The following is a 25,347-nucleotide window of genomic DNA, read 5'->3' as shown; positions in this document are numbered from 1 at the left end:
ACGAGGGCTTCCGCCCGGCACGCCGAGAGCACGCACCATACGCCGCGGGGCCCGCCCTCCGGGCGGACGACGGGACTTTGCGGACACGACCTAGTACTGCGCCTGGAGGTGCTCCCAGAACCCGTCCCGCAGGGCCCGCCGCAGATCAGCCTGCCCGCGCAGTGAGTACTGGAGCAGCCCCTCCGCCTCCACCAGCAGATCCTGGTCGACCGACCCGGGCAGGTACGGGTGGCCGGGCAGCAGTTCGACGAGTGACTCACGCCCCCGGGCGGCGAGCCACTTCGCCGCGATCTGTGCGCCGACGAACCGCACGTCCTCGCGGGTCGGCCGGGCGCCCGCCGCCTCGTACGCGGCCGCGGTGCGCCGGGAGACGTACGGCTTGAAGAAGTCGAGGTCGAAGGTGCGCTGGCTGTCGACCTCCCAGAGCAGCGGTTCGGCCTGGTTGCGGCCCTCGGGCGCCTCGATGCCCCACAGGTGCACCCGCGCGCCGTACCCCTGCGCGGCCTCGACCGCCGACACCAGGTCCTCGTCCCCGCCGAGCAGGGCCGCGTCGCTGATGGCGCGGTGCCGGGCCAGTGACTCCAGGTCGGTCCTGATGAGCGAGTCGACGCCCTTCTGCTGGTTGTTGGCGTTGAGGTTGCCCAGCCTCACCTTCACGTCGGGAAGCTCGGCGATCGACTGCTGTTCCGCCGTGTGGATACGGCGGCGGGCGCCGTCGTACCAGTAGACCCGCAGCAGCCTGCTGTCCGCGAAGATCGTGCGCGCCTTGTCGATGAGCGCCTCGATCAGCCCTTCGGCGTCCAGATCGAAGGCCCGGCGGTCCTCCGTCCCGGCGACCAGCCGGCCGGCGGCGGCGTAGAGATAACCCGCGTCGACGAAGATCGCATGGGTGGAGGGCGTCTTCGCCACCTCGGCGAGCATGCGTTGCAGCAGCTCGTTGGTGCGGTCGATGCGGGCGCCGAGCGCCGCGAGGTCGTCGTTCATCGTCTCCATTGTCCCGGCGGTCACGCTGCGAACACAACCGGTCCCGGTCCGTCTCGTCCTATCCCTCGACGACCGCTTACCCGTCAGTAGTTAGTCGTTCGAAAAATTTCTTTAGCGTAGGGAATGTTTGTAACGCACGGCTGGTTGCATACATGTGTAACGCAGTAGTTCTCCTCAGGAGGATGACCGGACGAAGGGAGAAGCCATGCGCTTCGAGATCATGCGACTCGACGAGGTCGACGGCACGGCCGTGGACAGCACCGTCGTGGACGCCGCCTCCGTCAACCGGATCGTTCAGCAGGCCGCCGCGATCGGCCAGCGGCTCTGGATCCGCCCGACCGAACCCACGACTTCGTGATGTCGTAAGTCTTTTTCCTTGATGCTTCAGGGCCCCGTACGGCAGCGACGCCGTGCGGGGCCCTTGTGCGTGGGCGGCGCGATCACGGGCAAGGCAGCCCTCGGCCTCCGCCGTCACCCTCCCCTGATCACCTGGGTCACCCCGTTGATGATCTGCTGCACGGCGATCGCCGACAGCATCATGCCCGCGAGCCGCGTCACGAGGACCACGCCGCCGTCCTTGATGACCCGGATGATCAGCAGCGAGTACCGCATCACGAGCCACAGCACGACATGGATGGCGAGGATGGCCGACCACACCGACACCTGGGTGGCCGTGCTGTCGGCCTTCTGCACGGCGAGGATCACGGAGACGATCGCTCCCGGCCCGGCCAGCAGGGGCATGCCCAGGGGTACGAGGGCGACGTTGACGTCCTTGGTCTGCTTCGGCTCGTCCGTCTTGCCGGTGAGCAGGTCGAGCGCGATCAACAGGAGCAGCAGCCCACCCGCGATCATCAGCGCGGGAACGGACACGTGCAGGTAGTCGAGGATCTGGTGGCCGAGGAGCCCGAAGATCGCGATGACACCGCCGGCCACGCAGACGGCCTGGAAGGCCATCCGCCGCTGCACCTTGGCCGGGCGGCCCGCAGTGAGCGCGAGGAAGATCGGGGTGATCCCGGGCGGATCCATGATCACGAAGAGGGTCAGGAAGAGGGAGCCGAAGACGGCGAGGTCGAACATGGGTGATGGGCCTTGCGACGTGGGTGGTTCGCGCGGCGGGCAGGCAGGAGTGGTACCGCTGTGCCGCTACCGCTGTGGGCAGACGTTCCGCTGGGCCCCGAGCCCTCAGGGCAGGGGGGAAGGAACGGGCGGGCACGACCGACGGCGTCGGGTGCCTCTGAACGGACGGGAAGGCGACCTAGTCCCCGCCGGTCCCCGGCACGGGAAACGCGCCGGTCGCCCGCCGCGTGATCTCGCCGTACACCTCGGGATCCGTGGTGTACTCCCCGAGCGCGCACGTCTTGCGGCTGCCGTGGTAGTCGCTGGACCCGGTCGTCAGCAGCCCGAGCTCCTTGGCGAGCCCGCGCAGCCGCGCGCGCGTGTCGGGATCGTGGTCCATGTGATCGACCTCGATGCCGTCGAGCCCGGCCGCGGCCATCTCGGCGATCGCGGCCTCCGGAACCGTACGGCCCCGCTTGCTGGCGGCCGGGTGGGCGAAGACGGCGACACCGCCCGCGGCCTTGATCAGCCGGATCGCCTCGAACGGGTCGGTCTCGTGCTTCTCCACGAAGGCCCGGCCGCCGTCGGCCAGCCAGTCCTCGGTGAAGGCGTCGCCCACGGTCGGTACGACTCCGAGTTCGACGAGCGCGGAGGCGACGTGCGGCCGGCCGACCGAGCCGTCACCGGCGATCCGCAGCACCTGCTCCCAGGTGACAGGCACGCCCAGCGCGTTGAGCTTGGCGACCATGCCCTGGGCGCGGGGCACCCGGTCGTCGCGCACCAGCTCACGCTCGGCGAGCAGCGCGGGCTCCGCGGGATCGAAGAGGTAGGCCAGCATGTGCATGCTGATGCCGTCGACACGGCACGACAGCTCGGCGCCGGTGACGAGGGTGAGCCCCTCCGGCAGCGCGGCGATCGCCTCGGCGTGTCCGCGGGTGGTGTCGTGGTCGGTGAGCGCCACGACGTCCAGTCCGACCGCGGCGGCGCGCCGCACCAGCTCGGCCGGGGTGTCCGTGCCGTCGGAAGCGGTGGAGTGGGTGTGCAGGTCGATACGCACGCGAACTCCAGACGACGAAACGGAAGAGGCCGTTCAAGCGGAAGGGCCCGTTCGAACGGAGAGGGCCGCTCCAGGATAACCGGATTTTCAACGACCCCTGTCACACCCGCACGGCCGAGCACCCCTTACATCCAGGCGACCTACGGCTCCATCAGACGCGGCGACAACGCCCCGCACGGCACCAGGTCCAACTCGGGCCCCGCGTCCCGCAGATCGGTCAGCACCATCTCGTCGTACATCAGCAGCCCGGACTGCTCCGGCCACACGACCGCCCACAGCCACATCCCGAGCGCCTCCCCGGCGAAGACGGCACGGTCGCCGGGAGTGCCGGAGACATGCCACAGCGGGGTCGGACGGCCGGCGGCGAGGACCTTGGCCTGGGGCGGCTTCTCGACGTTCAGGTACGGCCCCGGATCCGGGCCGTCCATGCCCGCGTAGCGCGCGCCGAGACCGACACCGAGTTCCTCGGCGACCAGGATCAGTTCGCCCATACCGCCGAGCGGACCGGGTCCGGAGCAGGCGACAGCCGTCGCCCGGCCTCCACTGCGGTCGTCGCCGGCACTGGCGACCCCGGTGAACAGCCAGCCGATCGGCAGCGGCCACGGCATCCACACCGGCACCTGGGTGCGATGCACCACGACACCGAGGGCCTCGACGCTGGGCGGGATCACGGGCTGCACCGGGTGGACGGTGCCGTGCACGTCACACTGCCAGGCGTCGGCGAAAAGTCCGGGAGCCCTGACCCGGCCACCACACTTCGGGCAACTGGGTTCGCCCCTCATAGGGCCCCACGGTCCTACCCCTTCCGCGTCACGTCAAGGACGATCACCCGTCCGGGCGGAACCCTTCACGAACAAATTTAGATGTAAATTGCATTAATTAGCTTGGCTAACATATTATGTGCAACTGCCAACCAGAACCGTGGGAATTGGAGAACGGACATGGACCCCCTCGACGCGGGAGCGGGCGGAATCCTGCGGCAGCCGAAGGCCGTGTGGGCGACCGCCGGCGCGTCCGTCGTCGCCTTCATGGGCATCGGACTCGTCGACCCGACCCTGCCGTCCATCGCGAGCGGTCTGCACGCCACGGCCGGGCAGGTCTCCCTGCTCTTCACCTCGTACTTCCTCATCACCGCCGTGGCGATGCTGCTCACCGGCTTCGTCTCCAGCCGGATCGGGGGCCGCCGGACCCTGCTGCTCGGCCTCGCCCTCGTGGTCGTCTTCGCCGGACTCGCCGGCACCTCCGGATCGATCGGTGAGCTGGTCGGCTTCCGGGCGGGATGGGGACTGGGCAACGCCCTCTTCGTCTCCACGGCCCTCGCGGTCATCGTCGGCGCCGCGGCCGGCGGCAGCGCGGCGGCCACCGTGTTCGCCAACTGACGGTTTTCAGCCACCGGTTGGTGAGGTTGCTCACGCCAGCGGGACGGACGCGCGGGTGGGATCCCGCAGGTCCGTCCCGCTCGTCAGCCAGCGCTCCTGCAGCGCCTGGGCGCCGTGCACCCGCTTCCAGGCCGCCTCGTTCGGGGTCATGGGCAGCAGGGGCAGGAAGTGCACGGGGCCGGCGGGCCCGTCCAGCTCCAGGTCCTCGACGAGGCCGCCCGGCTCGGCCACCAGGACCGAGGTGAAGGGAGCTTCGGGCCACAGCGGCTCGCCTACGTCCAGGGAGGCGCCGGGGGTCACGATCACACCCTCCACCTGCGGGGACGCGGCGAGCACGGCGAGTGGGCGCAGCACCTTGTCGGTGTCGGCGATGCCGGAGCGCACCGAGAGGACCAGTTCGGCGCGGGGGCCCTTGACCGGGTCGGCGACCATCGCCGTGGGGTCGTTCATGGGCTGCGCGGACATGCCGAGCGTGGCGTAGCGGACGATGTCGCCCTGCTGGAAGCGGAGCACCTCGATGCGGTCCGTACCGAGGAAGGTGACCGCCGCGCGCGCGTCCGGTTCGCCCAGCGCGGTGCGCAACCGGGCCTCGACCAGAGGAAGAACATCAGCCATGCCGCGAGCATAGAACTCGTCAGCACCCGGCAAAGCAGCGCCTTGACACTTCAGTCGGCTGATACTCTTGCCCGGTGTTCGGGGCAGCACGCAGAAGCGTCGCGATCGAGTCCCGACGCCTGATTGCGACTCCCCAACGGGGAACCCTGAACAGGGTATGGAACGTCCCTTACGAGGGACCGGCCGGAGGAGGTGGGGCTGTCATGGATCGAAGTCGACCGTGCAGTACCACTCGCTCTTCCCGCCACTGATGTAGCTGATTCGGCTGTTCCGCTCCGGCTGACCGCCGCCCTTTCACGCTTGCGTCCTTCCACGGAAGAGCACTTCGTTTCGCTTTGCCTGATCGGTCTGATCTGAACCAGCAACGAAGCCACCACCGCGACGGTGCGGTGCTCCCCGCTTTGTGGACGTGCCAAACATCCTGAGGTCAGGACGTCCCCATTCCGGGCAGTTCCACCCGTGCCGCGGCCCTCCCCCGCTTCGTTGCCCGTTGCGAAGGAGCCTGCTCATGTCGATGATCCGCGACCTGCGTGCCGTGGTCCGCCCGTCCCGCGTCTCGCTGCGCAAGGACAACGGCGCGTACGACACCACCCGCGACCCCGCGACCCCCTCCGCCGTCGTCGACTGTGCCGTCTACCGGGACGGCCGCCGGCTGCAGACCGACAAGCCGCTGACCCCGCACGAGGCGATGCGCCTGGTGCGGCGGGACGGTGGCTTCGTGTGGATCGGGCTGCACGAGCCGACCGAGGCCGAGTTCTCCGGTATCGCGAGCGAGTTCGGGCTGCACCCGCTGGCCGTGGAGGACGCGGTGCAGGCCCACCAGCGCCCGAAGCTGGAGCGCTACGACGACTCCCTGTTCACCGTCTTCAAGACCATCCACTACGTCGAGCACGACGAACTCACCGCCACCAGCGAGGTCGTCGAGTCCGGCGAGGTCATGTGCTTCACCGGCCGGGACTTCTTCATCACCGTCCGGCACGGCGGGCAGGGCTCGCTGCGGGCCCTGCGGCACCGGCTTCAGGACGACCCGGAGCTGCTCGCCAAGGGTCCGTCGGCCGTGCTGCACGCGATCGCCGACCATGTCGTGGACGGGTACATCGCGGTGGCCGACGCCGTGCAGGACGACATCGACGAGGTGGAGACCGAGGTCTTCTCGCCGGGGCGGAAGGGCACGCCGCGCGGCACGGACGCCGGGCGGATCTACCAACTCAAGCGTGAGGTACTGGAGTTCAAGCGGGCGGTGTCGCCGCTGCTGCGTCCCATGCAGCTGCTGAGCGAGCGGCCGATGCGGCTGATCGACCCGGACATCCAGAAGTACTTCCGGGATGTCGCCGACCACGTCGCGCGGGTGCACGAGCAGGTCATCGGTTTCGACGAGCTCCTCAACTCGATCCTCCAGGCCAACCTCGCGCAGGCGTCCGTCGCGCAGAACGAGGACATGCGGAAGATCACCTCGTGGGCCGCGATCATCGCCGTACCGACGATGGTGTGCGGGGTGTACGGCATGAACTTCGACTACATGCCGGAGACGCACTGGAAGTACGGCTACCCGGTGATCATGAGCGTCACCGTCGCCATCTGTCTGGGCATCCACCGCACGCTGAAGCGGAACGGCTGGCTCTGAGCGGGCCGGACCCCGCTGGTTAGGCTTGGGGCCATGACAAGCGAGCTGCTCGACCAGGCCCTCGTCGAGGAGGCCACGAAGAAGTCCGGGCTGATCTGGGTCAAGGGACCCGGTGTCCCGGCACGGGCGCTGTGGCACGTGTGGCACGAGGGTGCCGCGTGTGTCGTGGGTGACGGCCCCGGTGAGCAGCCGCTTCCCGGGCTGGCCGACGGCGTCGAGGCCGCGGTGACGGTCCGCAGCAAGGACAAGGGCGGCCGGCTGGTGTCGTGGTCGGCGAAGGTCGTGGAGCTCACGGCGGGTTCCGAGCCGTGGGAGGCCGCCGTCGCCGAGCTCAAGGGCAAGCGCCTGAACGCGCCTGACGGTGAGGCGATGCCCCAGCGCTGGGCACGCGAATGCCGGGTGCTGCGGCTGGAGCCGACGGGTGCGCTGGCGCCGCTGCCGGAGGGGTCGCTGTCCGAGGCCCCGCTGCCCACACCGGCGACGACCCGGGAGCCCGTGCCGGCTGCGGTGCCGCGCCTGCTGCTGAAGCGGCGCAGGCGGAAGTAGACGGGCACGGGAGCCGGGCGGCAGGGCAGTCCGGCCCCCGCCCCCTACGACGTCGGCAGCTGTTTGCCGTAGTCGACGGTCTCGTCCTTGGCCGGCTTCTCCAACGGGAAGTCCTCGCCCCAGGCGGAGAAGGTCAGCGTGCCCGCACCGCCCGCCCGGGTCAGCCGGAGGGGGTACGGGGTGCCCTTCAGGGAGACGTCGAGGGTGCCGCCGGAGCCGGCGTCGCCCGTGACACGGATGATGCGGGTGCCCGCCCGGTCGTGGTACCCGTCCTTGGCCAGGGTGCCGTGCAGGGTCAACAGGCCGTCGAGGAGGACTCCCTTGTCCGTGAAGCCACTGAACTTCTTGTACGACGGATCGCCCTGCGGCACCTTCACGTACTTGCCGCCCAGCTTGTCCACGGCGGCCGCATCCGCCCTGCCGTCGTCGCCCGCGTCGCTCCAGAAGCCGTCGTCGGCCTTCAGATACAGCTGCTCACCGATTCTGAGCAGCTGGAACGTCGATCCCTGCGCGGTGACCGACCCCGTCGCGCCGCCGGACTTCAACCGCATGTCGAGTGTGTATGTGCGTCCGCTGGTGACCACGTTCCCGGAGAGCCGCACCGCCTCGGCGGAGTCGGCGGCCGTACGGGTCTTGCGCTGGATCTCGGCGGCCGACAGCTTGCCGACGCCGTTGGTGCCCTCGTCGGGGTCCTCGCTGCATCCCGTCAGTGCCGTTCCCGACACCACCAGAGCGCACACGGCGCTCACCAGCGCGGCCCGGCGGGCACGGCCCTGCGCAATCGCAGTCACAGGCGGGGCTGCCTTTCTGTCGAGTGACGGGAGCGGCGTACCGCAGCGTACCGGCCCCTCGGGCCCACGGCGGAGCCAGTCCGTCCGGACCGCTCACCAGGGCGTATCGGATCCGGACGGGCTAGCCTGAAGCCCACCTGAGCGGGCAATTCGGATAGGCGGCGCAGCCAGCGAACACCCAGAGAAACAACAAGAGAACAGCAACCGCCAACACGGCGCACCCGCACGAAAAGGAGCCGCAGCCATGGCAGCCGGCGCCCCCCGGATCTTCGTCTCGCACCTCGTCGGCGTCGCCGCGTTCGACCCGAACGGCGACCAGGTGGGCCGCGTGCGCGATCTGGTCGTCATGCTGCGCGTCGGACGACGTCCCCCGCGCCTGCTCGGCCTGGTCGTCGAACTCTCCACCCGACGCCGTATCTTCCTGCCCATGACCCGCGTGACCAGCATCGAGTCCGGCCAGGTCATCACCACCGGTGTGCTCAACGTCCGCCGCTTCGAGCAGCGCCCCACCGAGCGCCTCGTCTTCGGCGAGCTGCTGGACCGGCGCGTCACCCTCGTCGAGACCGGCGAGGAGGTCACCGTCCTCGACCTGTCCGTGGGACAGTTGCCGGCCCGGCGGGACTGGGAGATCGACAAGGTGTTCGTGCGCAAGGGCGGCAGGAGCGGCGCCTTCCGGCGTGCCAAGGGCGAGTCGCTGACCGTCGAGTGGTCCGCAGTCACCGGCTTCTCCGCGGAGGAGCAGGGGCAGGGCGCCGAGAACCTGCTCGCCACCTTCGAGCAGCTGCGCCCCGCCGACCTCGCCAACGTCCTGCACCACCTCTCCCCCAAGCGCCGCGCGGAGGTCGCCGCGGCCCTCGACGACGACCGGCTCGCCGATGTCCTCGAAGAGCTCCCTGAGGACGACCAGATCGAGATCCTCGGCAAGCTCAAGGAGGAGCGCGCCGCCGACGTCCTGGAGGCCATGGACCCGGACGACGCGGCCGACCTGCTCGGCGAGCTGCCCGTGGACGAGCAGGAGCGGCTGCTGAACCTGATGCAGCCCGCGGACGCGGCCGACATGCGCCGTCTGATGGCGTACGAGGAGCACACGGCCGGCGGTCTGATGACGACGGAGCCGATCATCCTGCGCCCCGACGCCACCGTCGCCGACGCCCTCGCCCGCATCCGCAACCCCGACCTGTCCCCCGCACTCGCCGCCCAGGTCTATGTCTGCCGCCCGCCCGACGAGACCCCGACCGGCAAGTACCTCGGCACCGTGCACTTCCAGCGCCTGCTGCGGGACCCGCCGTACACCCTGGTCAGCGCGCTCCTCGACGAGGCGCTCGAAGCCCTGGAGCCGGACGCCGCGCTGCCGGTCGTCGCCGGGTTCTTCGCGACGTACGACATGGTCGCGGCGCCCGTCGTCGACGACTCGGGGTCGCTGCTGGGCGCGGTGACCGTGGACGACGTACTGGACCACATGCTGCCCGACGACTGGCGGGAGACCGAGTTCCATCTGGACGAGGACACCGGCGGGGAGGTGACGGCCCATGGCTCCTGACCGTGACGGCACACGCGAGCGCACGGCGTCCGGTGCGACCGCGGCCGGCCGCAGTCCCCGCGCGCGCCTGGACCAGCCCCGCCCGCCGCGCCGCCGGATCCTGCCCGAATGGGACCCGGAGGCCTTCGGGCGGCTGTCGGAGCGGATCGCCCGCTTCATCGGCACCGGGCGGTTCCTCGTCTGGATGACGGTCGTGATCATCGTGTGGGTGCTGTGGAACATCACCGCGCCCGGCGACCTGCGGTTCGACGAGTACCCGTTCATCTTCCTGACCCTGGCGCTGTCCCTGCAGGCCTCGTACGCCGCCCCGCTGATCCTGCTCGCACAGAACCGGCAGGACGACCGCGACCGGGTCAACCTGGAGCAGGACCGCAAGCAGAACGAGCGCTCCATCGCCGACACCGAGTACCTGACCCGCGAGATCGCCGCGCTGCGCATCGGGCTGGGCGAGGTCGCCACCCGCGACTGGATCCGCTCGGAGCTCCAGGACCTGGTGAAGGAGCTGGAGGAGCGGCAGGACGGCCATCGCGGGAACGGTCACCGGGAGCACGGTGTATTCCCGGCGGAACGGTCACGCGGACGTGACGTAGACGACCGCTGACAGGCTTTCCGGGGCATGGCTACCGGGCCGTACCATCGTCCTTATGGCTACGGAAGACGCGGTGCGCGAGGCACTGGCGACGGTGAACGACCCCGAGATCAACCGCCCCATCACCGAGCTGGGGATGGTCAAGTCGGTTCAGATCGGTGCGGACGGTGCGGTCGCGGTCACCGTGTACCTGACCGTCTCCGGCTGCCCGATGCGCGAGACGATCACGCAGCGCGTGACGGACGCCGTCTCCCGCGTCGAGGGCGTCACCCGCGTCGACGTCACACTCGACGTGATGAGCGACGAGCAGCGCAAGGAGCTGGCGAACGCCCTGCGCGGCGGCCAGGCCGAGCGTGAGGTCCCCTTCGCCAAGCCGGGCAGCCTGACCCGGGTGTACGCGGTGGCCTCCGGCAAGGGCGGCGTCGGCAAGTCCTCCGTCACGGTCAACCTGGCGGCTGCGATGGCGGCCGACGGTCTGAAGGTGGGCGTCGTCGACGCCGACATCTACGGCCACAGCGTGCCGCGCATGCTGGGCGCCGACGGCCGTCCGACCCAGGTCGAGAACATGATCATGCCGCCGTCGGCGAACGGCGTGAAGGTCATCTCCATCGGCATGTTCACCCCGGGCAACGCCCCGGTCGTCTGGCGCGGCCCGATGCTCCACCGCGCGCTCCAGCAGTTCCTCGCGGACGTGTACTGGGGCGACCTGGACGTCCTGCTCCTCGACCTCCCGCCCGGCACCGGCGACATCGCCATCTCCGTGGCCCAGCTGGTCCCGAACGCCGAGATCCTGGTCGTCACGACCCCGCAGCAGGCGGCGGCCGAGGTCGCCGAGCGCGCCGGGTCCATCGCCGTCCAGACCCACCAGAAGATCGTCGGCGTGGTCGAGAACATGTCCGGCCTGCCCTGCCCGCACTGCGGCGAGATGGTCGACGTCTTCGGCACGGGCGGCGGCCAGATCGTCGCCGACGGCCTGACCCGCACGACCGGCACGAACGTCCCGGTCCTCGGCAGCATCCCCATCGACGTCCGCCTGCGCGAGGGCGGCGACGAGGGCAAGCCGGTGGTCCTGACCGACCCGGACTCCCCGGCGGGCTCGGCGCTGCGGGCGATCGCGGGCAAGCTGGGCGGCCGGCAGCGGGGCCTGTCCGGCATGTCGCTGGGCATCACTCCGCGCAACAAGTTCTGATTCCCGGACGAAGAGGGGCCCGTTCCGCCGAACGGGCCCCGTCCACGTGACCCCGCCTTCGCGCGGGGACGACAGACCCTAGGCGTACGCCGAGATGTCCTTGATCACGGCGAAGCCGAGCCCGTACGCGCTCATCCCCCTGCCGTACGCGCCCACGTGCACCCCCGCCTGCGTGGACCCGGCGAGCACCCACCCGAACTCGGACTCCCGGTAGTGGAAGGGCGTGGGCACGCCGTCCACCGGCAGGGACAGCGTCGACCAGTCCGGCCCGTCGAGGTCGTCGGCCAGGGCCCACGCCGTCTCCGTCTGCTGGTCCAGCCAGTCGTCCCGCAGCGAGTGGTCCATCTGGCCGGGCCAGGTGAAGGACAGCAGTCCGACTCCCGCCAGCCACGCCGCCGACGACACCGACGTCGCCTCCAGCAGCCCTGTACCGTCCGCGCTTCGCCGGGACGGATTCGCCGCGACGGTGACCACCACCGCGAACTTCTCCCGGTCCTCCGTCCCCTCGTTACGTACGGAGGGCTCGTCACCGTGCCCGATGGAACCGTGTTCCACGGCTCCGTCGGCCGCCATGCCGACCTGCATCAGCCAGCGCGGCCCCGTGAACGCCTCGTCGAGGCCGTACCACGGGAAAGGCGCCAGCAGGTAGCCGTCGACCGTGCGCCGGGCGGAGGGGACCTGCTGTCCGCTCTCCGTGGCCGGTGCCTGCGCGACTGACCGACTCGTCGTCTGACTCGTCGTCTCCATGTGCCCGGACGCCTCCTCGTTCTAGCCGGACCAGCCCGGCCCGCCCCCCTTCGGGCGGCGCTACCTGTTCAGGGACGGTCCGCACAACAACTTGGCAGCATAACCACACCGCTCGGAGCAGCAGGGAAAGCGCCCGGCGCGCGGGGCGCGCAGGGGGCGTGTTCAGGCCGTGTGCGACCCGGGCGGAGTATGAGAAGCGTCACGCAGGGGCGGTGGTTCCGCCCCCGGTTCCGTACCGCTCAGGTGGCGTCCGAGTCGAAGGGCGGGCGGTCGTCGCGCGGGCTCTCGGGCTTCTTCGTCATGTCGAGTCCGCCACCGGAGGCACCCGAGGAGGAGACCGGGGACGAGTCCGACTCACGACCGTGCACGGCGTCGGTGACCTCGGCCATCTCCTTCTTCAGGTCGAAGCCGTTGCGGATCTCCTTGAGCCCCAGTTCGTCGTTGTCCAGCTGCTTGCGGATGAACGTCTTGGGGTTGAGGTCCTCGAACTCGAAGTCCTTGAACTCCGGGCCCAGTTCCTGCCGGATGTCCTGCTTGGCGCTCTCCGAGAACTCGCGGATCTTGCGGATCGTGCGGGTGACGTCCTGGATGACCTTCGGGAGCTTGTCCGGACCGAAGACGAGCACGGCAAGGACGATGAGCGTCACCAGCTCGAGCGCACCTATGTCATTGAACACCTGAAGCTCCTTGCGATGTCCTCGGTCCTCGGCCCTCGGCGGTCCATTGCGGGTCTTCCGTGGTCCGGGCCGGATCCACGGTACCCGGCGATCCGCTACGACCGGTACTGTCCCGAGGCCTCCGAATGCGGGTATGCGTGCGCTTTTCCCGGTTGTTTGCCATGTCAGGGCCCGTACGGGTGTCCCGTGCGGAGTGCACTGTGATGTTCGTGTGCGTCTCGGCCACCGCTCGACTCAGCCCCCGCTCGATTCAGTCACCGCTCGACGAGCCCAGCGTGAGGGAGATCGTCCTCTCCTTGCCGCCCCGCTCCAGGGTCAGCTCCAGGCGGTCGCCGGGGCGGTGGGCGCGCGTCTTGACGATGAGTTCCTCGCCGGAATGGACACGCTGGCCGTCCACCTCGGTGATGACGTCGCCCGGCCTGATGCCGGCCTTGTCGCCGGGGCCGCCCTTCGTGACCGCGGGGCCGCCGTCACGGCCCTTGGTGCCGACGCGGGCGCCGTCGCCGGTGTAGTCCATGTCGAGGGTGACGCCGATGACCGGGTGGGTCGCCCTGCCGGTGTTGATCAGCTCTTCGGCGACACGTTTGGCCTGGTTGACCGGTATGGCGAAGCCGAGGCCGATGGAGCCGGACCGCGCACCGTCCAGGTCGGAGCCGCTGTCGGCGGACCGGATGGCGGAGTTGATGCCGATGACCCTGGCCCGGGCGTCCAGGAGCGGGCCGCCGGAGTTGCCGGGGTTGATGGGCGCGTCGGTCTGCAGTGCGTCCACGTACGACACGTCGCTGCCGTCCCCGCCCTCGCCGCCGGCCGTGATGGGCCGCTCCTTGGCGCTGATGATGCCGGAGGTGACGGTACCCGCCAGGTCGAACGGGGCGCCGATGGCGACGACCGGGTCGCCGACCTGGACGTTGTCGGAGTTGCCGAGGGGCAGCGGCTCCAGGCCGCTGACGCCGGTGACCTTGACGACGGCGAGGTCGTAGCCGCCGTCCCGTCCGACGACGGTGGCCTCGGCGGTGTCTCCGCCGTGGAAGGTCACCGTTATCTCACCGTCTTCCCCGGCGGGTTCGACGACGTGGTTGTTGGTGAGGATGTGGCCGCGGCCGTCGAGTACGAACCCGGTGCCGGTGCCCTGCTCCTCCCGTCCGCTGACATGCAGTGTCACGACGCTGGGCAGGGCCCGCGCGGCGATCCCGGCGACACTGTCCGGAGCCCGCCCGGCGGGCTCCGCGTCGGCCTGGGGCAGTTCCACGTCCCCCACACCGCCGTTGCGCTCCAGGTAGGCCCCCACGACACCGCCGACGCCCCCGGAGACGAGCGCGAGCAGCAACGCGCCGACGACCAGCACCCGCTTCGCCCGCCCGCGCCGCTGTCCCTGCGTGGCGACCGCGGCACCGGTCTGCTGGAGGGGGGCGGTGGGGTTGGCCGGGCCTGCCCAGGGGTCGTAGTTCTGCCAGGGGTTCGCGGGGGGCGGGGCGTCGGGAGCGGGGGTCGCGGGAGTGACCGGGGGTGTCGGCTGGGCCGACGGCTGGGCCGGGATCATGGGGGCGGGTGCCTGCGCGGCAGCGCTGGGCGCCGGGTGCGGGGTGGGCGCCGGAACGAGTACGCCGGCTGCCGGGGCCGGGGCCGTCGACGGCGCGGGCGTGCCGTGCGCGTCGTGGGTGGCGGGGGTGGCGGGGGGCGGGGTCGGGGCGGGCGTCGGCACGCTGCGGTTGAGCGCCGGTGGCTGCGGGACGGGCGCGGCCGTCCCGTGCGCGGGCGTCGTCGCCGGGTGCTGGACCGGCGGGGCGGGGGCCCAGGGGCCGGGCTCACCGTAGGGCGGGGTGCTGTACGGGTCGGGGTCGTGCAGCGGTTTGGGGCGCTCGGTGCCGGGGGCGGGAGGAGCGGGGGTGTCGGTGGGCTCGGCGGCAGCCGTGCCCGTGGCGGGGGCTGCCTCGGCCGTCGCACCGGGCCGTGCCAGCTCGAAGTCGCCTTCGGCGGACGTCGCCCCGCCACCGCTGCCGCCCGTCTGCGGTGGACGCGGCTCGGCGTCACCCGCGCCCGTGGCCGCATCACCGTCGCCGCTCCGCGCGGCGGGCCGGGCCAGCTCGAAGTCGCCCTCCCGCGAAGCCGTGTCGGCCGGCGAGCGCGTGGCGGGACGGGCCAGTTCGAAGTCACCGTCCGGGCCGGTGCCGGGGTTCCGCTCGTCGCGGCCCGAGGGCACCGTGTGTGCGTCGGCGTCCGGCGTCGGCGCCTCGCCCTCCGCCTCAGCCGAGGACCCCTGGGGCCGGGGCCGGTTCCACCACTTCGGCTTGGTGGGCTTCCCCTCGTTCATGTTCTGCTTCCTACTCGCTGCTGACCGTTGTTCGAGCAGGACGCTGCACTCGCCGCCGGGTCCGAACGGACACGGCCCGGAGTGCGGCGGGCAGCCGCGGCCGATCGGCCCTCGCTCCGCGGCGACGGCTCCGGTCTGCCGACTTCCCACCCTGGTTCCCCGGCAGGCCACCACCGGGAACACCCCGGCGCCCGAATGCCTACTCAACCCTGCGCTGTTGCCGCACGTTCCCTCAGGGAACCGGGCGACCTCGTGCTACCTCCCCCATCCGGCACGCGGCGTCGACGGCAGCCGCGTCTCCTCGACTCCGCGCCCGGTATCGATGCTGGCGCGGCCCACCCCGGATTCAATCAGGTTCGTGGGCCGCTGCGCAGAGGCTGGTCAGCGACCGGTCGCGGGGGAGGCGGAAGGGGATGACGTCGCTTCGGGGACGGAGGCGGCGAGCAGGTCGGGAGTCGCCGTGACCTCGCTCGCCGCCGACCATGCGGTCAGGGAGAGCGGCGGGTTGGCGCTGAGCGGACGTATCAACGGGGACATGGCGGCCGCGCCGGCCACCACGGGCGCGGTGAGCGCGTGCATCTCGTGGTCGGCCGACTGGGCCGGCATCCCGGGCAGCAGCGGAGCCGACACCTCGGTGGGTGTCCTCGGGGTGTCGAGCGTCCGCTCGCCCTGCCCCTGCGCGAGCAGCGGACCGGATCCGCGTCGGCGCTGGTTCTCGGGCGCCGGTGCCGCGCCGGTGCCCTGCGTCCGCGCCGGCGTCACCTTGCTGCCGCCCGAGCCGCCACGGGCCTCCGTGTCGGTCGGGACGCTCGTCGTGACGCCGCCCAGCGCGATCGCGGCCAGCGACACCGCGCCCGCGGCGACGAAGGCGAACCGCATCCGGGAGGAGGAACGATCGGCGTCGCGGCCCACGGGGTGGGTGCGAAAGCCACGGTCGGCGGCGGGAAGCACCGGGCCGTGCGGACGCGAAGGGACGTACCCGAACTCGAACCGGTCGCTGCGCTTCACTCCGAACGCCCCGGTCGAGCCGGACCGTCCGGACAGTCCGCCGAACCCTCCCCCGCCCAGCGGCGAGCCGCCGCCGTCCAGGTCACCTCCTGCGGGCAGGCCCTGAAGACGGGCCAGGAAACTCTCGGAGGGAGGCGGCGGGGCCGCCTCGGCGAAGACGTTCTTCAGTCGGCGCTGGGCGTCGACCTCGGCCTTGCATCTGGCGCAGGTCGCCAGGTGGGCCAGGACGCGCTCGCGCGACTCATGACCGAGCTCTCCGTCGACGAGGGCGGAGAGTCGGTCGCCGAGGTGCTGCTCGGCCAGGAGCCGTTCCGTGGGGGTGGGTCGGGAGTCGTTCACGCGGTCGCGCCCCCTCCCCCCAGCGCTGCCACCCGCGGCACGAACGAGCGGCGTTCGGCGCGCGCCTCCGGCGAGCGGTGGGCGAGGGCCTTGCGCAGCTGCGAGCGCCCGCGGTGGATGCGGGAGCGGACCGTGCCGAGCTTGACGCCGAGCGTCGCGGCGATCTCCTCGTAGGACAGGCCCTCGATGTCGCACAGGACGACCGCCGCGCGGAACTCGGGCGCGAGGGTGTCGAGGGCCTGCTGGACGTCCGCGTCGAAGTGCGCGTCGTTGAAGACCTGCTGGGGCGTGGGCTCCTTGCTGGGCAGCCGCTCGGCCGCGTCCTCGCCCAGCGCGTCGAACCGGATGCGCTGCTTGCGGCGGACCATGTCCAGGAAGAGGTTCGTGGTGATGCGGTGCAGCCAGCCCTCGAAGGTGCCCGGCGTGTACGTCGACAGGGAGCGGAAGACGCGGACGAAGACCTCCTGCGTCAGGTCCTCCGCGTCGTGCTGGTTGCCGGTGAGGCGGTACGCCAGTCGGTAGACCCGGCCGCTGTGCGTGCTGACGATCTCCTCCCAGGTGGGCGGAGTCCACGCCTGCCCGTCCGCGTCGGTGGAGAAGGTCGCGGTCTGGGCGTAGTCGCCGGCGTGGCTGTGGTCAGCAGTGTCGTTCACGGATTTCGGCCTGCCCGCCGATCCGAGAAAGCGCCGCAGCACTCCTCCCCGATCCACAGGCGCAGCCGCACCTCCCCTGTCGGCTCTGGTGGTGTCCAGTGGAGCCCCTACCATAGCCACCTCGCCCGTTAGCTCCGGATAAGCGGTTTTACGAGAATTTGATCTGGGCTGACACGGCTGGTGCGCCTGCGTCAGCACTTGCTCGCGGCCCGGCTCGTCATCGTGATCCAACTGTGTCCCCCCGCTCGTCTTCCCACCCCTCTAAACGCGCGGTCCCATCTGCGGGTTCCCGGCCGCAACGGATACAGTCACGCCCAGGCAACCACGGGGACAGGAGAGGGTCATTACCGGCAACCGGCAGACGGACTGGGCGTTCGCCGACGCCTACGTCGCCGAGGACGACGTCCTGCGCTGGGCCCGGGACCGGGCCCGTGAAGCGGGACTGCGCTCGGTGTCGCCCGGCACGGGCGCCGCGCTGCGTTTGCTGGCCGCCTCGGTGGACGCGAAGGCGGTGGCGGAGATCGGTACCGGCACCGGTGTCTCCGGCATCCACCTCCTGCACGGAATGCGTCCCGACGGCGTGCTGACCACGGTCGACCCCGAGCCCGAGCACCAGCAGTTCGCCCGTCAGGCCTTCCGCGCCTGCGGTTTCGCCAGCAACCGCTCCCGCTTCATCCCGGGCCGCGCCCTCGACGTGCTGCCCCGCCTCGCCGACGCCGGTTACGACCTCGTCTTCTGCGACGGTGACCGGCTGGAGTTCCTCGACTATCTCGCTGAATCGTTGCGCCTGCTGCGGCCGGGTGGACTCGTCGTCTTCGAAGGCGTCTTCGCCAACGGACGCACGGTCGACTCGGGCCCTCAGCCCACCGAGGTCATACGCATCCGCGAGCTGCTGCGGGCGGTGCGCGAGAGCCAGGAGCTGGTGCCGTCGCTGCTGCCGGTCGGGGACGGGCTGCTGTGCGCGGTCAAGCGGTGATCATACGGCGGACCGCGCGCCGGGGACGTACCGCGAAAGCAGCGACCCCGGCACCGTGAGCGGTGCCGGGGTCGCCGAAGAGGTAGGGTCGCTGCCGCGTCAGCCGACGACCTTCTTGAGGGCGTCGCCGAGCGCGTCGGCCTCGTCCGGGGTCAGCTCGACGACGAGCCGACCGCCGCCTTCGAGCGGAACGCGCATGACGATGCCCCGCCCCTCCTTGGTCACCTCGAGCGGGCCATCGCCCGTCCGCGGCTTCATGGCCGCCATGCTCGTTCCCCTTCCTGAAACCAGCTCATCGTCAAAGCCGACGGCCCCATGGAGGGCACGCGCGTCAGGCGTGAGACACGCGACACCGGCATCGAACACATTGCTTCCAAGCCATTATCCCGCATCTCAGGACCCGATGACCAACATCAGTAGGCATCGCTTGGGCAACGCACGCGAGCAAAACCACTCAATTCGGCGATGTGACTGCGATACTGCGCCACCCCGCACACTTCGGCCGAACGGAACCGGACATCGATTCTTTGACGCAGGTCACACCTCCGGTCCGGGCCGTCCTCCGTGATCTCCGCCATGCTGTCCTCAGACGAGCGCGTACCGACGAGTACGCCCGAGCCGCGACACCGGAGGGGATACGCCATGGCCGACACCGTGCTCTACGAGGTGAGCGACGGACTCGCGACGATCACGCTGAACCGCCCCGAGGCGATGAACGCGCTGAACATCGCGGCCAAGGTCGCCCTGCGTGACGCGGTCCGGGCCGCCGCGGGCGACGACGCCGTACGCGCCGTGCTGCTCACGGCCGCCGGAGAGCGGGCGTTCTGTGTGGGGCAGGACCTGAAGGAGCACATCGGGCTGCTGGCGGCGGACCGCGAGACCGGCTCGGGCCAGACCATGAGCACGGTGCGGGAGCACTACAACCCGATCGTGCGGGCGCTGGCCGGGATGCGGAAGCCCGTGGTGGCCGGGGTGAACGGGGTCGCGGCGGGGGCGGGCTTCGGGTTCGCGCTGGCGGCGGACTACCGGGTGGTGGCCGACACCGCCGCCTTCAACACCTCGTTCGCGGGGGTGGCGCTGACCGCCGACTCCGGTATCTCGTGGACGCTGCCGCGGGTCGTCGGCCCGGGCCGCGCCGCCGATCTGCTGCTCTTCCCGCGGAACCTCAAGGCGCAGGAGGCGTACGAGCTGGGGATCGCCAACCGGCTCGTGCCGGCCGCCGAGTTGCGGGCCGAGGCGGAGAAGGTGGCGCGGGCTCTCGCCGAGGGGCCGACGGTGGCGTACGGGGCGATCAAGGAGGCGGTGGCGTTCGGGCTGTCGCACTCGCTCGAGGAGACCCTGGAGAAGGAGGACGAGCTGCAGACACGGGCCGGGTCCTCGGAGGACCACGCGATCGCCGTACAGGCCTTCGTGAACAAGGAGAAGCCCAAGTACCTGGGCCGATGAGCCCGGGGCGGTAGCGCCGTCCGACGGCGCGGGTGATGCGTGGGGGCTGATCGCCCCCGGCGGCGGAGCCGCCCACCGACACGGACCCGCGCCCCTGGACGGTCAAGGAGTGAGTCGTCCCGCGGAGCCGGAAGCCCCGGGAAGAAGTCGGCACCCTGCATGTACGCCATCGCCCCGGCCCGGTTCGGGTCGCCCGGACGGCGTTCCATCTCCTGCGGGCTGACGTCCTCCACCCGCGTCTGGAGCCACCACGGATGGCCCGGCGGATCGCGTACCCGTCCGATCCGGTCGCCGTGGACGAGGTGGGGCACCTCGTTCACGGACGTACCGCCGACCGCGACGGCCCTGCGGTGCGCGGTGTCGGCGTCCTCGACGTAGAGGCGCAGGAAGGCGGGTGTCGGCGGCCGGTGGGGCGGCGCGTCGAACGGCATGAGGCGGCCCGAGGCAGGCCCGACCGGCGGGCCGGTCAGACAGAGGGCACGCTCGCCCGGAGGGCGCTCCTTGCCACGCATGTCTGCAGGTGGTCGTCGACCAAGCCGCATGCCTGCATCAGGGCGTACGCCGTCGTCGGGCCCACGAATCGCAGGCCCCGCTTCTTCAGGGCCTTGGACAGGGCCGTGGACTCCGGGGTGATCGCCGGGACGTCCGCCAGGGTCCTCGGTGCCGGTCGGGTGGCGGGGTCGGGGGCGTGGGACCAGATCAGTTCGTCCAGCTCGCCCGCCGCCCAGTCGGCCAGCGCCCGGGCGTTGGCGAGGGTCGCGTCGATCTTGGCCCGGTTGCGGATGATGCCCGCGTCGGCGAGGAGGCGGTCCCTGTCGATGTCCGTGAAGGCCGCCACCTTGGCGATCTCGAAGCCCGCGAAGGCCGCGCGGAAGCCCTCCCGGCGGCGCAGGATCGTGATCCAGGACAGGCCGGACTGGAAGGCCTCCAGGCTGAGCCGTTCGAAGAGGGCGTCGTCGCCGTGCACCGGGCGGCCCCACTCCTCGTCGTGATACGTCACGTAGTCCGGGGTGGACAGGGCCCACGGGCAGCGCAGGGCACCGTCCGGGCCGGCGAGAGCCGAGCCGTCGCTCACTGCTGGTCCTCCTGCGCGGGCTTCTCCATCGACACCCGACCGGTGGACGCCTGCACCCCCGCCAGTGCGGATTCCAGGTCGGCGATACGGGCGTCGCGCTCGGCGAGCTCGGCGCCGAGGCGGCTGAGGGCGTCGTCCACGTCGGCCATGCGGTAGCCGCGGGCGGCGAGCGGGAAGCGGAGGCTCTCGACGTCGGCACGGCCGACCGGGCGGTCCGGCGGCAGCAGGTCCTGCAGCCGCTCGGGCGGGGCCTCGGGCAGCGGGCCGTCGCCCTCGCCGCCGCCCACCACGGCGAGGGTCACCGCGGTGACCACGACGGCGAGCGCGACGACCAGGAACAAGAACATAACCATCGCTGTGGCCCCCACGGTCGGTGTATGCGAGCGGTCGAGTGTGTCAGTGTCCGATCGTGCCATGCGACTGCGACCGTTAGGGTCGCAGGCGGCTGAAAGGCCAGGACACCCATCGGACGGGCAGGGAGAGGTCACAGGGGATGCTCAGGCTGGGCAGGCGTGTGTTCGGCACGCACGAGCCGGTGATCATGGCGATCGTGAACCGGACCCCGGACTCCTTCTACGACCAGGGGGCGACGTTCCGCGACGAGCCGGCCCTCATGCGTGTGGAGCAGGCGGTCGCCGACGGCGCGGCCATCATCGACATCGGCGGGGTCAAGGCCGGGCCCGGGGAAGAGGTGACCGCCGAGGAGGAGGCACGGCGGACGGTCGGGTTCGTGGCCGAAGTACGGCGGCGTTTCCCGGACGTCGTGATCAGCGTGGACACCTGGCGGGCCGAGGTGGGCGCCGCGGTGTGCGAGGCGGGGGCGGACCTGCTGAACGACGCGTGGGGCGGAGTGGATCCGGGGCTGGCGGAGGTCGCCGCGCGGTACGGGGTGGGCCTGGTGTGCACGCACGCGGGGGGCGCGGAGCCCCGGACCCGGCCGCATCGGGTGACGTACGACGACGTCATGGCCGACATCCTGCGGGTGACGGTGGGACTGGCCGAGCGGGCGGCGGCGCTCGGGGTGCCGCGGGAGTCGATCATGATCGACCCCGGGCACGACTTCGGGAAGAACACCCGGCACAGTCTTGAGGCGACCCGGCGGCTCGGGGAGATGGTGGAGACGGGGTGGCCGGTGCTGGTGTCCCTGTCCAACAAGGACTTCGTCGGGGAGACGCTGGACAGGCCGGTGAAGGAGCGGGTGCTCGGGACGCTGGCCACGACCGCGGTGTCGGCGTGGCTGGGGGCGCAGGTGTACCGGGTGCACGAGGTGGCGGAGACGCGTCAGGTGCTGGACATGGTGGCGTCCATCGCGGGGCACCGGCCCCCCGCGGTGGCGCGTCGCGGGCTTGCCTGAGGGCCCGTCGCGCACGCGGTGCCGGTGGGGCGGCGCCCGGCACGCACGCTCACCGAACCGTCCCAGAACCCGGCCGGGACGCTGTCGAACGCCGGACGGGCCGAGCGGGTCGGCTCGTCCGGCGCGACCTGTTCAGCGCCCCGCCTCCTTCGACACCAGCGCCACCGCCTCCTCCACGTCGTCCGTGACGTGGAACAGCAGGAGGTCCTTCTCCGCCGCCTTGCCCTGGGCCACCAGCGTGTTCGTCAGCCAGTCGACGAGGCCGCCCCAGTACTCCGTGCCGAACAGCACGATCGGGAAGCGGGTGACCTTCTGGGTCTGGACCAGCGTCAGGGCCTCGAAGAGTTCGTCGAGGGTGCCGAGGCCGCCGGGGAGGACCACGAAGCCCTGGGCGTACTTGACGAACATCATCTTGCGGACGAAGAAGTACCGGAAGTTCAGGCCGATGTCGACGTAGGGGTTGAGCCCCTGCTCGAAGGGCAGCTCGATGCCGAGGCCGACGGAGATGCCACCGGCCTCGCACGCACCCTTGTTCGCCGCCTCCATGGCACCGGGCCCACCTCCGGTGATCACCGCGAAGCCCGCCTTGACGAGTCCTCTGCCGAGACGGACTCCCGCGTCGTACTCGGGCGAGTCGGCCGGGGTCCGGGCCGAGCCGAACACGCTGATGGCGGGCGGGAGTTCGGCGAGGGTGCCGAAGCCCTCGATGAACTCCGACTGGATGCGCAGGACTCGCCAGGGGTCCGTGTGGACCCAGTCCGTGGGGGCGCGCTCGTCCAGCAGCCGCTGGTCCGTGGTGCCGGCCTGCACCTGGCTTCGCCTGCGCAGCACCGGGCCCAGCCGCTGCTCGTCGGGTGGCTGCTGTTTCCCCTGGGGGTTACCGGTAGCCATGTGCGCTCCCTCCGTGTGCCAGGTCGTTCCACCTCAGCGTAGATCCACGCGGGTTACGGACGGGGGACGTGAGCATGTCCGCCGTGAGCGCCGCGCCCGCGAGGCGCCCGCTACGCCGTGAGCCAGGCCCGCAACCGCTCCTCCCCCGCGAGGATCTTCGCCGTCTCGACCCGTTCGTCACGCTTGTGCGCCAGGTGCGGGTTGCCGGGGCCGTAGTTGACCGCCGGGATGCCGAGGGAGGAGAAGCGGGAGACGTCGGTCCAGCCGTACTTGGGGCGGGGGGTGCCGCCGACCGCCTTCATGAACGCCGCGGCCGCCGGGTGGGACAGGCCCGGCAGCGCGCCGCCGCTGTGGTCGTCCACCACGAACTCCTCGACCCCGCAGTCGGCGAAGACCTCGCGGACGTGCGCGACGGCCTCCTCCTCCGTACGGTCGGGCGCGTAGCGGAAGTTGACGGTCACCACGCACTCGTCGGGGATGACGTTGCCCGCCACCCCGCCCGAGATCCCGACCGCGTTCAGGCCCTCGCGGTACTCCAGGCCGTCGATCACCGGGTAGCGCGGTTCGTACGAGGCCAGGCGGGCCAGGATCGGCGACGCCGCGTGGATCGCGTTCGAGCCCATCCAGCCGCGCGCGGAGTGGGCGCGCTCTCCCCTGGTCCTGAGGAGCACCCTGAGCGTGCCCTGGCAGCCGCCCTCGACCTCGCCGTCCGACGGTTCGAGGAGCACCGCGAAGTCGCCCTCCAGCCACTCCGGGCGGTTCTCGGCGACGTGCTTGAGGCCGTTGAGCTCCGCGGTCACCTCCTCGTTGTCGTAGAAGACGAAGGTCAGGTCGCGGTTCGGGGCCGGGACGGTCGCCGCGATCCGGAGCTGGACGGCGACGCCCGACTTCATGTCGCAGGTGCCGCAGCCCCACAGGACGCCGTCGTCGTCCAGCCTGGACGGGACGTTGTCCGCGATCGGCACGGTGTCGATGTGGCCGGCGAGGATCACGCGCTCCGGCCGACCGAGGTTCGTGCGCGCCACGACGTTGTTGCCGAACCGCTCGACCGTCAGGTGCGGCAGGGCGAGCAGGGCGGTCTCGACGGCGTCCGCGAGGGGCTTCTCCGTGCCGCTGACGGAGGGGAAGTCGACGAGCTGGGCGGTGAGCCTCGCGGCGTCGAGCGTGAGGTCAAGGGAGGTGTCGGCCATGGTGCCGACCCTAACGCGAGCGGCCGTCCCCTTACTTTTCGCACCGGCCCCATACCCCTCAGTAACCTCAGCTACCTTGTAGGGCGTGCGAGAGCCGTCCCCTTCTTCCAAGCGCCGTGGCCGCCTCCTGCGTCGAGGGGCGTCCTTCCTGGTCCTGCTCGCCGTCGCGGGGTATCTCGCGGTGCAGTACGTCACCGGAGGCACGGGAACACCGGGCTGCGAGGTCGTCTCGGGCAAGGGCGACGGAGCCCGGTACGAGTTCACGCCGGAGCAGGCGGTCAACGCCGCGACCATCGCCGCCGTCGGCACCGGACGCGGGCTGCCCGAGCGGGCCGTGACGATCGCGCTCGCCACCGCGCTGCAGGAGTCGGCGCTGCGCAACATCAGCCACGGCGACCGCGACTCGCTGGGTCTGTTCCAGCAGCGCCCCTCGCAGGGCTGGGGCACCGAGCGGCAGATCATGGACCCGATCTACTCGGCCGGCATCTTCTACGAGCACCTGGTCAAGGTCCGCGACTACACGCGGCTGCCGCTCACCGTCGCCGCCCAGCGCGTCCAGCGCAGCGGCTTCCCGGAGGCGTACGCCAAGCACGAGCCGGACGCGACACTGCTCGCCGCCGCGCTCACGGGGCGTTCGGCCGCGACGCTGACCTGCGAGGGACGTCCCGGTGCCACGCGGACCGCGAGCCCGGACGCCGTGCGGGCCGCGCTGGTACGGGACTTCGGCCGCGACGCCCTGCAGCCGGTCGGCGCCGAGGTGAGCGCCCGGAAGACCACGCCGGTGCCGACGCCAGCGGTGTCCGAGCGCGACGGGCGGACCGTCGTGCTGCCGGTGCCGCGGGACCCGGGCTCCCGTGCGGGGCGCGCTGTCGACGAGCGCGGGTGGCAGCTGGCCCACTGGGCCGTGGCCAACGCCTCCGATCTGCACATCAAGCGGGTGTCGTACGCGGGTCGGGAGTGGACCGCCGGGAACACCGACAGCCAGTGGCGTGCGACCGCGACGTCGGGCGCCTCGGGCCCGGACAGCGGCCCGAAATCTGTCCATATCGTGACAAGTCGCTAGCACGCCCAGCCGTTCGGGGACTCACCCTCCGGAAGTACCGGGGGTGTTGGCCGACAGGGCTGCGGGCAGGTTTTCGCGAAGTCACCCTCCGATCCGCCAAATCCCTTGAGAACAAAGGGCTGCAAGGATCCGGCAGGCTTTCCGGCGGGAAGCGTTTTGACCGTTTTTATCCGCAGGCGATTATGCGACGCATTGCCAACTCTTTACGTTGCGCCGCCGCAACCTTCGAGGGCTTCGAGCGGTAGTC

The 25,347-nt window shown here is 71.2% G+C and carries 26 protein-coding genes and 2 pseudogenes; 11 read left to right on the top strand and 17 right to left on the bottom strand.

From position 1 onward, the window contains the following. Nucleotides 1–90 precede the first annotated feature (90 nt). Entirely contained in the window at nt 91–984 is an 894-nt protein-coding gene (locus tag ACWCPI_RS38140) for an NYN domain-containing protein (protein WP_451042550.1), read from the bottom strand. A 205-nt stretch (nt 985–1,189) separates the two neighbouring features. Between ACWCPI_RS38140 and ACWCPI_RS38135 the strand changes: the two genes are divergently transcribed. Then, nucleotides 1,190–1,342, top strand: a complete 153-nt coding sequence (locus ACWCPI_RS38135; RefSeq protein WP_451042549.1) for a hypothetical protein — start codon at nt 1,190–1,192, stop codon at nt 1,340–1,342. 113 nt (nt 1,343–1,455) lie between these two features. Here the strand turns inward: ACWCPI_RS38135 and ACWCPI_RS38130 are convergent, their stop codons facing one another. The 3 genes from ACWCPI_RS38130 to ACWCPI_RS38120 form a co-directional block, all read right to left on the bottom strand. Then, nucleotides 1,456–2,061 carry a MarC family protein gene (locus ACWCPI_RS38130; protein ID WP_451042548.1) on the bottom strand — a complete coding sequence of 202 codons (606 nt, stop codon included), beginning with the start codon at nt 2,059–2,061 and terminating at the stop codon, nt 1,456–1,458. A gap of 178 nt (nt 2,062–2,239) precedes the next feature. Continuing rightward, nucleotides 2,240–3,097, bottom strand: coding sequence for a PHP domain-containing protein (locus ACWCPI_RS38125; RefSeq protein ID WP_451042547.1), 858 nt, complete (start codon nt 3,095–3,097; stop codon nt 2,240–2,242). Between the two features lie 140 nt (nt 3,098–3,237). Further along, a complete protein-coding gene (locus tag ACWCPI_RS38120) occupies nt 3,238–3,879 on the bottom strand; it encodes a DUF6758 family protein (RefSeq protein WP_451042546.1) in 642 nt (213 codons plus the stop codon). Between the two features lie 159 nt (nt 3,880–4,038). Here ACWCPI_RS38120 and ACWCPI_RS38115 point away from each other — a divergent pair. Next, nucleotides 4,039–4,458, top strand: a pseudogene (locus tag ACWCPI_RS38115) (MFS transporter); the annotation flags it as partial. A gap of 48 nt (nt 4,459–4,506) precedes the next feature. On the opposite strand, the gene ACWCPI_RS38110 reads toward ACWCPI_RS38115, so the two are convergent. Then, complete coding sequence (locus tag ACWCPI_RS38110) at nt 4,507–5,091, bottom strand: suppressor of fused domain protein (RefSeq protein WP_451042545.1); 585 nt, start codon at nt 5,089–5,091, stop codon at nt 4,507–4,509. A 508-nt stretch (nt 5,092–5,599) separates the two neighbouring features. On the opposite strand from ACWCPI_RS38110, the gene ACWCPI_RS38105 reads away from it, so the two are divergent. Continuing rightward, on the top strand, nt 5,600–6,715 hold the full coding sequence (locus tag ACWCPI_RS38105) for a magnesium and cobalt transport protein CorA (protein ID WP_388802091.1): 1,116 nt from the start codon (nt 5,600–5,602) through the stop codon (nt 6,713–6,715). Nucleotides 6,716–6,748: 33 nt separating this feature from the next. Then, nucleotides 6,749–7,261 (top strand): hypothetical protein, encoded by a 513-nt coding sequence (locus tag ACWCPI_RS38100; RefSeq protein ID WP_451042544.1) that lies wholly within the window; start codon nt 6,749–6,751, stop codon nt 7,259–7,261. 44 nt (nt 7,262–7,305) lie between these two features. Here the strand turns inward: ACWCPI_RS38100 and ACWCPI_RS38095 are convergent, their stop codons facing one another. Beyond that, a complete protein-coding gene (locus ACWCPI_RS38095; protein ID WP_451042543.1) occupies nt 7,306–8,052 on the bottom strand; it encodes a hypothetical protein in 747 nt (248 codons plus the stop codon). A gap of 244 nt (nt 8,053–8,296) precedes the next feature. Here ACWCPI_RS38095 and ACWCPI_RS38090 point away from each other — a divergent pair, with 244 nt between their 5' ends. Genes ACWCPI_RS38090 through ACWCPI_RS38080 form a run of 3 tightly spaced genes read left to right on the top strand, consistent with a single transcriptional unit; the run spans nt 8,297 to nt 11,370 of the window. After that, nucleotides 8,297–9,592, top strand: a complete 1,296-nt coding sequence (locus ACWCPI_RS38090; RefSeq protein ID WP_451042542.1) for a magnesium transporter MgtE N-terminal domain-containing protein — start codon at nt 8,297–8,299, stop codon at nt 9,590–9,592. Continuing rightward, nucleotides 9,582–10,193 (top strand): DUF1003 domain-containing protein, encoded by a 612-nt coding sequence (locus ACWCPI_RS38085; protein WP_451042541.1) that lies wholly within the window; start codon nt 9,582–9,584, stop codon nt 10,191–10,193. The genes ACWCPI_RS38090 and ACWCPI_RS38085 overlap by 11 nt, the downstream gene beginning before the upstream one ends. A 43-nt stretch (nt 10,194–10,236) precedes the next feature. Then, nucleotides 10,237–11,370: an Mrp/NBP35 family ATP-binding protein gene (locus ACWCPI_RS38080; protein WP_451042540.1), complete on the top strand. Its 1,134-nt coding sequence runs from the start codon at nt 10,237–10,239 to the stop codon at nt 11,368–11,370. Between the two features lie 78 nt (nt 11,371–11,448). Here ACWCPI_RS38080 and ACWCPI_RS38075 read toward each other — a convergent pair whose 3' ends face one another. The 5 genes from ACWCPI_RS38075 to sigE all read right to left on the bottom strand — a co-directional run bounded on the left by ACWCPI_RS38075 (nt 11,449) and on the right by sigE (nt 17,147). Beyond that, complete coding sequence (locus tag ACWCPI_RS38075; RefSeq protein WP_388802106.1) at nt 11,449–12,117, bottom strand: hypothetical protein; 669 nt, start codon at nt 12,115–12,117, stop codon at nt 11,449–11,451. A 239-nt stretch (nt 12,118–12,356) separates the two neighbouring features. After that, entirely contained in the window at nt 12,357–12,794 is a 438-nt protein-coding gene (locus tag ACWCPI_RS38070) for a sec-independent translocase (protein WP_451042539.1), read from the bottom strand. Between the two features lie 250 nt (nt 12,795–13,044). Then, entirely contained in the window at nt 13,045–15,105 is a 2,061-nt protein-coding gene (locus ACWCPI_RS38065; protein WP_451042538.1) for a trypsin-like peptidase domain-containing protein, read from the bottom strand. A 381-nt stretch (nt 15,106–15,486) separates the two neighbouring features. After that, entirely contained in the window at nt 15,487–16,452 is a 966-nt protein-coding gene (locus tag ACWCPI_RS38060) for an anti-sigma factor family protein (RefSeq protein WP_451042537.1), read from the bottom strand. Continuing rightward, nucleotides 16,449–17,147, bottom strand: coding sequence for an RNA polymerase sigma factor SigE (sigE, locus tag ACWCPI_RS38055; RefSeq protein WP_037642843.1), 699 nt, complete (start codon nt 17,145–17,147; stop codon nt 16,449–16,451). Before sigE ends, ACWCPI_RS38060 begins: the two co-directional genes overlap by 4 nt. Before the next feature lie 301 nt (nt 17,148–17,448). Here sigE and ACWCPI_RS38050 point away from each other — a divergent pair, with 301 nt between their 5' ends. Then, the gene (locus tag ACWCPI_RS38050) at nt 17,449–18,081 is read left to right on the top strand and encodes an O-methyltransferase (protein WP_451042551.1); all 633 of its coding nucleotides are present in this window, start codon (nt 17,449–17,451) and stop codon (nt 18,079–18,081) included. A gap of 99 nt (nt 18,082–18,180) precedes the next feature. Here ACWCPI_RS38050 and ACWCPI_RS38045 read toward each other — a convergent pair whose 3' ends face one another. Next, the gene (locus ACWCPI_RS38045) at nt 18,181–18,348 is read right to left on the bottom strand and encodes a DUF3117 domain-containing protein (protein WP_003966491.1); all 168 of its coding nucleotides are present in this window, start codon (nt 18,346–18,348) and stop codon (nt 18,181–18,183) included. Nucleotides 18,349–18,723: 375 nt separating this feature from the next. Here ACWCPI_RS38045 and chcB point away from each other — a divergent pair, with 375 nt between their 5' ends. Further along, nucleotides 18,724–19,527: a 2-cyclohexenylcarbonyl CoA isomerase gene (gene chcB, locus ACWCPI_RS38040; protein WP_451042536.1), complete on the top strand. Its 804-nt coding sequence runs from the start codon at nt 18,724–18,726 to the stop codon at nt 19,525–19,527. A 302-nt stretch (nt 19,528–19,829) separates the two neighbouring features. Here chcB and ACWCPI_RS38035 read toward each other — a convergent pair. The 3 genes and pseudogenes from ACWCPI_RS38035 to ACWCPI_RS38025 form a co-directional block, all read right to left on the bottom strand. Next, a pseudogene (locus tag ACWCPI_RS38035) lies at nt 19,830–20,039 on the bottom strand (hypothetical protein); the annotation flags it as partial. Continuing rightward, nucleotides 19,994–20,602 (bottom strand): DNA-3-methyladenine glycosylase I, encoded by a 609-nt coding sequence (locus tag ACWCPI_RS38030; protein ID WP_451042535.1) that lies wholly within the window; start codon nt 20,600–20,602, stop codon nt 19,994–19,996. The gene ACWCPI_RS38030 and the pseudogene ACWCPI_RS38035, both read right to left, overlap by 46 nt. Then, a complete protein-coding gene (locus ACWCPI_RS38025; protein WP_451042534.1) occupies nt 20,599–20,955 on the bottom strand; it encodes a DivIVA domain-containing protein in 357 nt (118 codons plus the stop codon). The genes ACWCPI_RS38030 and ACWCPI_RS38025 overlap by 4 nt, the downstream gene beginning before the upstream one ends. Before the next feature lie 140 nt (nt 20,956–21,095). Here ACWCPI_RS38025 and folP point away from each other — a divergent pair, with 140 nt between their 5' ends. Then, nucleotides 21,096–21,956, top strand: coding sequence for a dihydropteroate synthase (folP, locus tag ACWCPI_RS38020; protein WP_451042533.1), 861 nt, complete (start codon nt 21,096–21,098; stop codon nt 21,954–21,956). Nucleotides 21,957–22,088: 132 nt separating this feature from the next. On the opposite strand, the gene ACWCPI_RS38015 is transcribed toward folP, so the two are convergent. Beyond that, nucleotides 22,089–22,847: an LOG family protein gene (locus tag ACWCPI_RS38015; protein WP_451042532.1), complete on the bottom strand. Its 759-nt coding sequence runs from the start codon at nt 22,845–22,847 to the stop codon at nt 22,089–22,091. Between the two features lie 110 nt (nt 22,848–22,957). Continuing rightward, nucleotides 22,958–24,037 (bottom strand): succinyl-diaminopimelate desuccinylase, encoded by a 1,080-nt coding sequence (gene dapE, locus ACWCPI_RS38010; RefSeq protein ID WP_451042531.1) that lies wholly within the window; start codon nt 24,035–24,037, stop codon nt 22,958–22,960. 85 nt (nt 24,038–24,122) lie between these two features. Between dapE and ACWCPI_RS38005 the strand changes: the two genes are divergently transcribed. Continuing rightward, a complete protein-coding gene (locus ACWCPI_RS38005; protein ID WP_451042530.1) occupies nt 24,123–25,100 on the top strand; it encodes a heavy metal transporter in 978 nt (325 codons plus the stop codon). The last annotated feature ends 247 nt before the right edge of the window (nt 25,101–25,347 follow it).

The organism is Streptomyces sp. NPDC001920, assembly GCF_053594495.1.
Note: the sequence above shows the minus strand (reverse complement) of the source record. Positions and strands in the feature narration are given on the sequence as shown.